At 41.0% G+C, this 11,250-nt stretch carries 10 protein-coding genes and 1 riboswitch; all 10 genes read left to right on the top strand.

All coding sequences use genetic code 11. From position 1 onward, the window contains the following. The first annotated feature begins 57 nt into the window (after nucleotides 1-57). Nucleotides 58-159, top strand: a riboswitch (purine riboswitch). A 142-nt stretch (nucleotides 160-301) separates the two neighbouring features. Continuing rightward, nucleotides 302-787 (top strand): 5-(carboxyamino)imidazole ribonucleotide mutase, encoded by a 486-nt coding sequence (purE, locus tag V7164_RS18130; protein WP_335344329.1) that lies wholly within the window; start codon nucleotides 302-304, stop codon nucleotides 785-787. After that, nucleotides 774-1,913: a 5-(carboxyamino)imidazole ribonucleotide synthase gene (gene purK / locus V7164_RS18125; protein WP_335344328.1), complete on the top strand. Its 1,140-nt coding sequence runs from the start codon at nucleotides 774-776 to the stop codon at nucleotides 1,911-1,913. Before purE ends, purK begins: the two co-directional genes overlap by 14 nt. Nucleotides 1,914-1,931: 18 nt before the next feature. Continuing rightward, nucleotides 1,932-3,224: an adenylosuccinate lyase gene (gene purB / locus V7164_RS18120; protein ID WP_335354801.1), complete on the top strand. Its 1,293-nt coding sequence runs from the start codon at nucleotides 1,932-1,934 to the stop codon at nucleotides 3,222-3,224. Between the two features lie 143 nt (nucleotides 3,225-3,367). Then, nucleotides 3,368-3,622: a phosphoribosylformylglycinamidine synthase subunit PurS gene (purS, locus tag V7164_RS18115; RefSeq protein WP_335344326.1), complete on the top strand. Its 255-nt coding sequence runs from the start codon at nucleotides 3,368-3,370 to the stop codon at nucleotides 3,620-3,622. Continuing rightward, entirely contained in the window at nucleotides 3,619-4,302 is a 684-nt protein-coding gene (gene purQ / locus V7164_RS18110; protein WP_335344325.1) for a phosphoribosylformylglycinamidine synthase subunit PurQ, read from the top strand. The genes purS and purQ overlap by 4 nt, the downstream gene beginning before the upstream one ends. Then, complete coding sequence (purL, locus tag V7164_RS18105; protein WP_335344324.1) at nucleotides 4,286-6,505, top strand: phosphoribosylformylglycinamidine synthase subunit PurL; 2,220 nt, start codon at nucleotides 4,286-4,288, stop codon at nucleotides 6,503-6,505. Before purQ ends, purL begins: the two co-directional genes overlap by 17 nt. Further along, a complete protein-coding gene (purF, locus tag V7164_RS18100; RefSeq protein WP_335354800.1) occupies nucleotides 6,490-7,905 on the top strand; it encodes an amidophosphoribosyltransferase in 1,416 nt (471 codons plus the stop codon). The genes purL and purF overlap by 16 nt, the downstream gene beginning before the upstream one ends. Nucleotides 7,906-8,034: 129 nt before the next feature. Beyond that, nucleotides 8,035-9,060 (top strand): phosphoribosylformylglycinamidine cyclo-ligase, encoded by a 1,026-nt coding sequence (purM, locus tag V7164_RS18095; protein WP_335354799.1) that lies wholly within the window; start codon nucleotides 8,035-8,037, stop codon nucleotides 9,058-9,060. Next, nucleotides 9,060-9,632 carry a phosphoribosylglycinamide formyltransferase gene (purN, locus tag V7164_RS18090; RefSeq protein ID WP_335354798.1) on the top strand — a complete coding sequence of 191 codons (573 nt, stop codon included), beginning with the start codon at nucleotides 9,060-9,062 and terminating at the stop codon, nucleotides 9,630-9,632. The genes purM and purN overlap by 1 nt, the downstream gene beginning before the upstream one ends. A gap of 72 nt (nucleotides 9,633-9,704) precedes the next feature. Then, nucleotides 9,705-11,240 carry a bifunctional phosphoribosylaminoimidazolecarboxamide formyltransferase/IMP cyclohydrolase gene (gene purH, locus V7164_RS18085; RefSeq protein WP_335354797.1) on the top strand — a complete coding sequence of 512 codons (1,536 nt, stop codon included), beginning with the start codon at nucleotides 9,705-9,707 and terminating at the stop codon, nucleotides 11,238-11,240. Nucleotides 11,241-11,250: the final 10 nt, after the last annotated feature.

Raw genomic sequence — 11,250 nt, 5'->3', positions numbered from 1 at the left:
TTCGATTATTGGTTGACATTACTATCAATAGTTGTTAAGATGTGCATATAAGAAATAAATGAAGCGAATAATCCCCCTCATATAATAATGGGAATAAGGCCCATAAGTATCTACCCAATAACCGTTAATTATTGGACTATGAGGGAAAGTAAATATGACTGGCGTAAATAGGAATTCATCCTGTTCTATTTAGGTGTGTTCCTGTATGCTTTTTTGCCCAGGCAAATACTTTCTCTCTTTTGAAGATAGTATTTGTCTGGGCATTTTATTTTGTATAAAACTTAGTGCTGGAGGAAAAAAGATGGCAGAAGTTGCAGTGATCATGGGTAGTAAATCAGATTGGGAAACGATGAAGCATACTTGCGATATCCTGGATGAGCTTGAAATTCAATATGAAAAAAAAGTTGTTTCCGCCCATCGAACTCCAGATCTCATGTTTGAATATGCGGAAAAGGCGAGAGAAAAAGGCATTAAGGTGATTATTGCCGGTGCTGGAGGTGCTGCTCATCTACCAGGTATGGTTGCAGCTAAAACGACACTTCCAGTCATTGGTGTTCCAATCCAATCAAAAGCGCTAAACGGTTTGGACTCTTTACTCTCCATTGTACAGATGCCAGGTGGAGTGCCGGTAGCAACAGTGGCTATTGGCAAGGCAGGTGCGACAAATGCCGGTCTGCTTGCAGCACAAATACTTGGTGCCTTTGATTCACATATGGCAGATCGTCTAGAACAAAAAAGAGAAAACACGAAACAAGAAGTTTTAGAAAGTAGTGATGAGCTTGTCTAAAAAAGTCATTTTACCAGGTCAAACGATTGGAATTATTGGCGGTGGACAATTAGGAAGGATGATGGCGATTGCCGCAAAAGCACAAGGATTTAGGATTGCAGTGCTTGACCCGACCGAAGATTCACCTTGCGGGCAAGTCGCTGATCATGCCATTATCGGTGAATATGACAGCATTGATTCTATAAAGGAACTGGCAAAAGTAAGTGATGTCATTACGTATGAATTTGAAAATATTAATGCGGAAGCCTTGGATTGGTTATGTGCCAACACCTATGTCCCTCAAGGATCTGCATTGCTTGAAATAACACAGGACCGGACAAAGGAAAAAGCAGCCATACAAAAAGCCGGTGCAGAGGTTGCTCCATATGCAGTGATTAGAGAGATAGACGATATATATGCAAATATCGAAGAACTCGGATTTCCGGCAGTATTAAAGACGGCTAGAGGCGGATATGACGGAAAAGGACAATACGTCATTAGAAACGAGCAAGATATTGTAGAAGCGGCAAAGCTTCTTGAAAAAGGAATTTGTGTCCTTGAAAAGTGGATTCCATTTGAAAAAGAAATCTCGGTTATTATTTTTCGAAGCGTTTCTGGTGAAACGGCTGTTTTGCCAGTTGGAGAAAATATTCATAAAGACAATATTCTTCATCAAACAATCGTACCGGCAAGAATATCGGATCAGGCAAAGGAAACAGCTGTACATGCAGCTAAGCAGCTTGCAGAAGCATTCGACCTTGTCGGAACATTGGCAGTCGAGATGTTTTTGACAGCTGATGATCACATTTACATCAATGAGCTTGCGCCAAGGCCGCATAATTCAGGGCATTATTCCATTGAAGCTTGCGAAACCTCGCAGTTTGAGCAGCATATCCGTGCAGTTTGTAATTGGCCGCTTGGCAGTACACATCTATTAAAACCAGCATTAATGGTAAACATATTAGGAGAACATCAGGAACCATTAATAAAGAAGATTCCGTCATTAAATGATTGGAAAATTCATTTGTACGGTAAAAAGGATGCCAAACATAAACGCAAAATGGGTCATGTAACTCTCTTGCGCGATTCAGTTGAAACGGCAATTGGTGAAGCTGAGGATAGCGGCATTTGGTCCGATGTGAGATAAAAGATCGGGGGCTAAAAGATGATTGAACGCTATACAAGGCCAGAAATGGGCGCGATTTGGGCGGAGGAGAATCGGTTTCAAGCGTGGTTAGAGGTTGAAATTCTTGCATGTGAAGCCTGGGCGGAGCTTGGCGATATTCCAAAAGAGGATGTTCAAAAAATCCGCGAGAATGCTTCCTTTAATATGGATCGCATTAAAGAAATTGAGGAAGAGACAAGACATGATGTCGTGGCTTTTACCCGTGCCGTTTCTGAGACACTCGGTGAAGAAAGAAAATGGGTTCATTACGGATTAACGTCAACAGATGTTGTGGATACGGCTCTTTCCTACCAAATTAAGCAAGCAAATCAAATCCTTCTTAAAGATCTTGAACGTTTCGTTGAAATTTTGAAAAACAAAGCACAACAACATAAATATACAGTTATGATGGGTCGTACGCACGGTGTCCATGCTGAACCAACTACTTTCGGACTGAAGCTTGCTCTTTGGTACGAGGAAATGAAGCGTAACGTAAATCGCTTTAAGGAAGCAGCTGAAGGAATAGAATTTGGGAAAATTTCAGGAGCCGTTGGAACATACGCGAATATTAATCCCTATGTAGAGAAATATGTATGCGAGAAGCTTGGCTTGAAGACAGCACCCATTTCAACACAGACATTACAACGTGATCGCCATGCGCACTATATGAGCACAATCGCTTTAATTGCCACATCCATTGAAAAATTTGCGACAGAAATCCGCGGTCTTCAAAAGAGTGAAACACGTGAGGTAGAAGAGTTTTTTGCAAAAGGTCAGAAAGGCTCATCGGCTATGCCGCACAAGCGAAACCCAATCGGTTCAGAAAATATGACTGGGATGGCAAGGGTGATCCGCGGGTATATGCTCGCTGCCTACGAAAACGTAGCATTATGGCACGAACGAGATATCTCTCATTCCTCTGCAGAAAGAATCATTATTCCAGATGCAACCATTGCTTTAAACTATATGCTTAATCGCTTTGGCAATATAGTAAAGAATTTAACAGTTTTCCCTGAAAATATGAAGAGAAATATGGATCGCACGCTAGGATTAATTTATTCGCAGCGCGTTTTACTCGCACTTATCGATAAAGGGCTTACTCGCGAGGAAGCATATGACACGGTTCAGCCGCGAGCAATGGAAGCGTGGGAAAGCCAAGTTCCGTTTCGCAGCTTGATCGAGCAGGATGAGACGATTACTGCTAAGCTTGACTCTAACGAAATTGATGATTGCTTTGATTATCATTACCACATTAAGCATGTCGATACGATTTTTGAACGACTAGGTTTATAAAAAAATAAGAGGTGAAGGATTCTTTGCCTCTTATCAAATAAATATTCCCCACTCTTCATCTTAGGGAACTTTCATGAAAAAGATTTTGAAAGTTTAAGAGATTCATATAAAAATATAATAGCCAAACTGGGAGGCCAAACAGTATGTACAAAGTAAAAGTATTCGTCACATTAAGAGAAAGTGTTATCGATCCTCAAGGAACAGTTGCAAAAGATTCGCTTCACAAGCTAAATTACGGCGAAGTGTCCGATGTTCGTATTGGTAAATATGTAGAGTTAACTTTAGAAAAAACAGATCGTAATATCGATGAAATCGTAAAGGAAATGTGTGAAAAATTATTAGTTAACTTGAATGTCGAAGATTACCGTTTTGAAATCGAGGAGGTAGTTGCTCAGTGAAGCTAGCAGTCATTGCTTTTCCAGGTTCCAATGAGGTTGATATGTACAATGCTGTAAAAGATGTTCTCGGGGAAGAAGTGGAGATTGTTAGTCACGAGGCGGAAAATCTTGAAGGTTTTGACGGAATCATCCTTCCAGGCGGCGCGTCATTTGGGGATTATCTACGTCCAGGTGCCATTGCACGCCACAGCAGAATTATCCAAGAAGTAAAAAAAGCTGCAGAAGCAGGAAAGCCGGTAATTGGCGTAAGTAATGGGTTCCAAATCTTATTAGAAGCTGGCCTTCTTCCAGGGGCGATGAAGCAAAATGAAGGCTTAGAGTTTATCTGTCGCTCAGTGGAAGTAAAAGTTGAAAACAATGAGACGATGTTCACATCTGAATATCAACAAAATGAAGTTCTTTCACTTCCAATCGCACACTGGAATGGCAATTACTATTGTGACGAGGAAACACTTAAAAGTTTAATAGAAAATAAGCAAATTGTATTTACGTATAACGGCTCTAACCCGAATGGAAGCCTTGAAAATATCGCTGGGATTACGAACGAAAAAGGTAATGTTTTAGGAATTATGCCACATGCGGAGAGAGCAGTTGAAGAGATAATCGGAGGATTGGATGGTTTAAAGCTTTTTCAATCGATCGTGAAAAATTGGAGGGAAGCACATGTCGCTAATGCTTGAACAAAGTCCAGAACAAATTAAAGCAGATAAAATTTATAAAGAAATGGGTTTAACGGATGAAGAATTTGCGATGATTGAGAAAATTCTCGGCCGCCTTCCAAACTACACAGAGACAGGTCTATTTTCTGGCATGTGGTCTGAACACTGCAGCTATAAAAGCTCTAAACCCATTTTAAGAAAATTCCCTACAACGGGTGAAAGAGTTCTTCAAGGTCCAGGGGAAGGAGCAGGAATTGTTGATATTGGCGATGAGCAAGCGGTTGTTTTCAAAATCGAAAGCCATAACTCTCCATCTGCTATTGAGCCTTATGAAGGGGCAGCAACAGGTGTAGGAGGAATTCTTCGCGATGTCTTTTCAATGGGTGCAAGACCAATTGCCGCACTGAATTCATTACGCTTTGGTGAATTAGATTCGCCACGTGTGAAGTATCTATTCAAAGAAGCGGTTGCTGGTATTGCTGGCTATGGGAACCGAATTGGAGTACCAACTGTTGGTGGAGAAGTTCAGTTTGATCCAGCCTACGAAAAAAATCCGCTAGTGAACGCAATGGTAGTTGGGTTGCTTGACCATAAGGATATTCAAAAAGGACAGGCGCGTGGAATTGGAAACACGGTGATGTATGTCGGAGCACCAACAGGCCGCGATGGAATTAATGGAGCATCCTTCTCTTCAGCTGAATTAAAAGACGAACCAGTTGAAGAACGTTCTGCAGTTCAAGCAGGTGATCCGTTCCTAGAGAAGCGTCTAATGGAAGCTTGCCTAGAGTTAGTTCAATCAGATGCGCTGATTGGTATTCAAGATATGGGGGCAGCTGGCTTAACGAGTTCTTCAGCTGAAATGGCAAGTAAAGCAGGTTCAGGAGTAGAAATGAACTTAGACCTCGTTCCTCAGAGAGAACCTGGAATGTCGGCTTTTGAAATGATGCTTTCTGAATCACAAGAGAGAATGTTGATTGTTGTAAAAGTTGGCAGAGAGCAAGAAATCACCGATCTTTTTGCGAAATATCATCTTGAGGCCGTTTCAATTGGAAAAGTAACAGACGATAAAATGCTCCGTCTACTGCACAAAGGTGAAGTCGTAGCAGAAGTACCTGCTGATGCATTAGCAGAGGAAGCACCAGTCTATAATAAGCCATCACAAGAGCCGGCATATTTCCGTGAGTTCCAAGCAATGGAAAATGATATTCCTGCGGTCAGTGATCATAAAGAAACGCTTGTTAAGCTTCTCGGACAACCAACGATTGCTAGTAAGGAATGGGTATATAATCAGTTTGATTATATGGCTGGTACGAATACAGTTGTTGCCCCTGGCTCTGATGCAGCAGTGGTTAGAATCCGTGGAACACGCAAAGGCTTAGCGATGACAACGGACTGTAATGGACGCTATGTTTATCTTGATCCAGAAACAGGAGGGAAAATTGCCGTTTCTGAAGCAGCGAGAAATATCGTTTGCTCTGGCGGAGAGCCTTTAGCAGTTACAGATAACTTAAACTTTGGCAGCCCTGATAACCCGGAGATTTTCTGGCAAATCGATAAATCTGCTGATGGTATCAGTGAAGCATGCCGCAAATTAAACACACCAGTTATTGGCGGAAATGTATCATTATCGAATCAATACGACGGAAAAGCAATTTATCCAACTCCTACAATTGGTATGGTCGGTCTTCTTGAAAATATTGACCACGCAACAACTCAAAATTTTAAAGATGCAGGAGATCTGATCTATTTATTAGGTGAAACGAAAGATGAATTCGGCGGGAGCGAATTACAAAAATTAACGTACGGAAAGATTTTTGGAAAAGCGCCTGAACTGGATCTAGATATTGAAGAAAAGTATCAGAAACAAGTACTAACTGCCATTCGCGCGGGGGTAGTAGCTTCTGCTCATGATTTATCTGAAGGTGGATTGGCCGTTGCCATTGCTGAAAGCTTAATGGGTACAAAAGGTCTTGGTGCCAATATTGAGATTTCAGGAAATATTGTGTCTGCCTTATTCAGTGAATCACAATCCCGTTTCTTACTATCGGTTAAAAAAGAAAACCAAAAAGAATTTGAAGGCTTAGTTGATGCAAAACTACTTGGTGAGGTTACAGATACAGGAGTTCTTCAAATTAATTCAGAAGAGAAGGAAACTGTGCTTACCGAGCAAGTTGATGTACTTCGACAAGCCTGGAAAGGGGCTATTCCATGCCTGCTGAACTAGAAGGCTTACAAGAAGAATGTGGAATTTTCGGTGTATGGGGCCATACAGATGCATCTCAAATAACATATTATGGCCTTCATAGCTTACAGCATCGGGGTCAAGAGGGAACTGGAATTGTTGTGACGGATGGGTCCAAGCTAAGAGGCGTAAAAGGCGATGGACTTGTGAATGAAGTATTTACAGCTGAATCGATGAAAGAATTAGCAGGCAGCTCAGCCATTGGCCATGTAAGGTATTCAACTAACGGAGGAAGCGGATATGGAAATATCCAGCCCCTCCTATTCCATTCACAAAGTGGCAGCATGGCTCTTTGCCATAATGGAAGTTTAATCAACGCTAAAGCATTAAGGCATCAGCTCGAGAACCAAGGAAGTATTTTTCAAACGAGCTCGGATACGGAAATCTTAGCTCACCTTATTAGAAGAGGCGGATTTACTTCTTTAAAGGATCGGGTGAAAAATGCTTTATCGATGTTAAAAGGAGCCTATGCTTTCCTAGTCATGACTGAAACAGAATTAATTGTTGCTCTTGATCCGAACGGCATGAAGCCTCTTGCTCTCGGAAAACTAGGAGATGCATATGTTGTTGCATCTGAAACATGTGCCTTTGATATTGTCGGAGCAAAATTTGAACGCGATATTCATCCTGGAGAATTGCTTGTTATTAGTGATGAAGGACTCCATTCGGAAATGTTTTCAGTGGCATCACAAACAGCAATGTGTGCGATGGAATACATTTATTTTTCACGGCCGGATAGCAATATTAATGGCATAAATGTTCATTCTGCCAGAAAAAGACTTGGGAAGCAATTGGCACTTGAAGCTCCGATTGAAGCAGATGTGGTTACAGGTGTTCCAGATTCTAGTATTTCAGTTGCGATCGGATATGCAGAAGTTACTGGAATTCCATATGAAATGGGACTAATTAAAAATCGCTATGTGGGACGGACATTTATTCAACCTTCACAAGCTCTCAGAGAGCAAGGTGTAAAAATGAAGCTTTCTCCTGTTAGAGGTGTTGTAGAAGGAAAACGAGTGATCATGGTAGATGACTCGATTGTTCGTGGGACAACGAGCAAAAGAATTGTTAATTTGCTTCGGGAAGCAGGCGCAACTGAAGTACATGTAGTGATTAGCTCTCCTACCATTAATAATCCATGCTTCTATGGGATTGATATGTCCACTAAAAGAGAATTAATTGCTGCTAATCATTCAATAGAAGAAATTAGAGAGATACTGGGTGCGGATTCTTTAACCTTTTTAAGTGTAGAAGGAATGGCTGAAGCGATTAATAAAAATAAATCTGGTCAACCACATGGCCTTTGTCTTGCTTGCTTTACAGGCAATTATCCAACTGAAATCAATCCGGTTAAAAGCGAGGAAAAGGTTCCAGTCGGTTAATAGGATTTTGATAGGATATATATTGAGATGAATTTGATAAAGCGGCATTGAAAGATGTCGCTTTTGTTTTGAACTGTTTTAAGAATAAATTGTCTAGCACTTACGCTTTTCTAACGAGGAGGACTAATAATGGCAAATGCATATAAGCAGGCTGGTGTCGATATTGAAGCAGGCTATGAAGCGGTATCGCGTATGAAGAAACATGTAGAGAAGACGGTTCGCCCTGGTGTTTTCGGTGGTTTGGGCGGATTTGGCGGGATGTTTGATTTATCGTCCCTAAATTTAAAGGAACCTGTTCTCGTGTCGGGAACAGATGGAGTAGGAACGAAATTAATGCTCGCTTTTATGATGGATAAACACGATACAATTGGTATTGACGCTGTTGCTATGTGCGTAAACGATATCGTTGTCCAAGGGGCGGAGCCGATTTATTTCTTAGACTATATTGGCTGCGGAAAAGCTGAGCCATCTAAGATTGAGGCGATTGTTAAAGGGATTGCCGATGGGTGTGAACAAGCAGGGTGTGCACTTGTTGGAGGCGAAACAGCTGAAATGCCAGGCATGTATACGGAAGAAGAGTATGATCTTGCCGGATTTGCTGTCGGTGCTTGTGAAAAGTCAAACATTATTAGTGGCACAGATATTAAAAGTGGAGACGTACTAATTGGCCTTGCCTCAAGTGGAATCCACAGCAATGGATATTCTTTAGTTAGAAAATTATTTTTTGATCAAGCTAACATGTCGTTAACGGACCATGTTGATGAATTAGGCTGCACGTTAGGAGAGGAGCTTCTGCGTCCAACGAAGATTTACGTAAAGCCGATTCTTTCTGCATTGAATAAATTCAAAATTAAAGGGATGGCCCATATTACAGGCGGCGGTTTTATTGAAAACATTCCGCGCATGCTTCCTGAAGGCTTAGGTGCACAATTAAAAGAAAGCAATTGGGAAGTACCAGCTGTCTTTAAGTTAATGGAGAAGATTGGCGAATTAGACCGTAAAGAAATGTACAATATTTTTAATATGGGAACAGGAATGGTCTTAGCAGTGGATCAAGAAATTGCACATGATGTGATGTCCCATTTTAATGAGAACGGAGAAAAGGCTTATCTGATCGGAACAGTAACTGATAAAGAAGGAATTGAGATTTTATAATGAAAAAGATCGCAGTATTTGCTTCTGGCAGTGGGACGAACTTCCAAGCCATAATTGATGCAGTTCATAAAGGTGAGCTTCAAGCTGATATTCAATTGCTTGTATGTGATAAGCCCGATGCATTTTGTATTGAACGGGCTGAAAAAGGGAATATTCCTCAGTTTATTTTTACTGCTAAAGAGTACGCAAATAAAGAAGCCTATGAAAAAGTGATTTTGAATAAACTTGAAAATCTCAATGTTGAATATATTATTTTGGCTGGCTATATGAGGCTAATTGGACAAACTCTTCTGAGGGCATTTGAGGGGAAAATCGTTAATATTCATCCTTCCTTGCTGCCTGCTTTTCCAGGAAAGGATGCTATTGGTCAAGCATTAGAAGCGAAAGCAAGGGTTAGCGGTGTAACCGTTCATTTCGTTGATGAAGGAATGGATACGGGCCCGATTATTGCTCAGCAAGAGGTTGAAATTAGTTCAGAAGAAACGATGGAAAGTCTTGAAGCTAAAATCCATGGGATTGAACATCAGCTTTATCCAGCCGTTTTACAAAAGTTGCTAAAGAACAATTTGTAATAGCTCTTTCACCTAGCTGAGTAAAACGTTCATGAATTAGAGAAGGTATTAATTTTTTGGAGGGCATACTTGATGAAGAAAAGAGCACTAATTAGCGTTTCTGATAAAAGTGGAGTCGCTGAATTCGCAAAGGCATTAAGCGAATTAGGGTTTGAAATTCTTTCCACAGGCGGTACAAAAACTGCCTTGGAAGAGATTGGACTTCCTGTGACAGGTGTCAGCGACGTTACTGGTTTTCCAGAAATATTAGAAGGACGGGTCAAGACATTAAATCCATTCATCCATGGAGGATTATTAGCTAAGTTTGATGAGCCGAGCCATAAGAAACAATTGGAAGAGCACCAAATTCAGCCGATTCATGTCGTATGTGTAAATTTATATCCTTTCCAGCAAACCATTGCCAAGCCAGACGTAACAGTTGAGGATGCAATTGAAAATATCGATATCGGCGGACCTGCTATGCTTCGCGCTTCAGCCAAAAACCATGAGTATGTTACGGTTGTTGTCGATCCTTCCGATTATGAGACAGTTTTAAGCCAATTAAAGCAAAACGGTGAGGTAGAAAAGGAAACTCGCCGTAAGTTAGCTGCAAAGGTATTCCGTCATACTGCAGCTTATGACGCGATGATTGCAGAATATATGACGAAGCTTGCTAATGTGGAAGTGCCTGAAAAATTAACAGTTACCTATGAATTAAAACAATCATTGCGATATGGAGAAAATCCACATCAGAAGGCATCTTTTTACCGGAAGCCGTTAGGCTCAGAGTTTTCGATTGCGAATGCTGAGCAATTACATGGAAAAGAATTATCCTATAATAACATAAATGATGCGGATGCAGCCCTTCAAATTGTAAAGGAATTTACAGAGCCAGCGGCAGTCGCTGTCAAGCATATGAATCCTTGTGGGGTTGGAAATGGAGAAACGGTTTACGATGCTTTTACAAAAGCATTTGCTGCTGATCCTGTTTCCATTTTTGGCGGAATTATTGCCTTCAATAGGGAAGTGGACAAAGAAACAGCACAAAAATTATTTGATATTTTTCTAGAAATCATTATTGCTCCTTCTTTTTCAAAAGAGGCTTTAGAGATTTTAACAGGGAAAAAGAATCTACGTCTTTTAACGGTTCCATTCTCAAAACAGAATAAAGAAGAAGTAAAGTTAACCTCTATTGAAGGTGGATTATTAATCCAGGATTTTGACCAGTACACATTAGATCACGCAGAAATCACGATTCCAACGAAAAGACAGCCTTCAGAGGAAGAATGGAAAGCACTGAAGCTTGGATGGAAGGTCGTTAAACATGTGAAATCCAATGCCATTGTTGTGAATAACGCAGAAATGACTCTTGGAATTGGCGCAGGTCAAATGAATCGTGTAGGTGCAGCGAAAATTGCCTTAGAACAAGCAGGGGAAAAAGCAAATGGAGCAGCTATGGCATCTGATGCATTCTTCCCGATGGATGATACAGTTGAAGCGGCTGCAAAAGCTGGCATTACAGCTATTATCCAGCCAGGCGGATCTGTCCGTGATGAGGATTCAATCAAAAAAGCGGATGAGTACGGAATCGCGATGGTATTCACGGGGATTAGACACTTTAAACATTAAAAGTGGGGGA

It is taken from the genome of Bacillus sp. JJ1474, from assembly GCF_036965225.1.
Lineage (GTDB): Bacteria > Bacillota > Bacilli > Bacillales > Cytobacillaceae > Cytobacillus.
The sequence above is the reverse complement of the archived record's forward strand: the minus strand, read 5'-3'. Positions and strand labels throughout refer to the sequence as shown.

Bases quoted from the DNA above. Each gene is read 5' to 3' on its own strand.
- purS (WP_335344326.1), top strand. From the start codon at position 3,368: ATGTACAAAGTAAAAGTATTCGTCACATTAAGAGAAAGTGTTATCGAT.
- purL (WP_335344324.1), top strand. From the start codon at position 4,286: ATGTCGCTAATGCTTGAACAAAGTCCAGAACAAATTAAAGCAGATAAA.
- purN (WP_335354798.1), top strand. From the start codon at position 9,060: ATGAAAAAGATCGCAGTATTTGCTTCTGGCAGTGGGACGAACTTCCAA.
- purB (WP_335354801.1), top strand. From the start codon at position 1,932: ATGATTGAACGCTATACAAGGCCAGAAATGGGCGCGATTTGGGCGGAG.
- purE (WP_335344329.1), top strand. From the start codon at position 302: ATGGCAGAAGTTGCAGTGATCATGGGTAGTAAATCAGATTGGGAAACG.
- purH (WP_335354797.1), top strand. From the start codon at position 9,705: ATGAAGAAAAGAGCACTAATTAGCGTTTCTGATAAAAGTGGAGTCGCT.
- purM (WP_335354799.1), top strand. From the start codon at position 8,035: ATGGCAAATGCATATAAGCAGGCTGGTGTCGATATTGAAGCAGGCTAT.
- purK (WP_335344328.1), top strand. From the start codon at position 774: ATGAGCTTGTCTAAAAAAGTCATTTTACCAGGTCAAACGATTGGAATT.
- purF (WP_335354800.1), top strand. From the start codon at position 6,490: ATGCCTGCTGAACTAGAAGGCTTACAAGAAGAATGTGGAATTTTCGGT.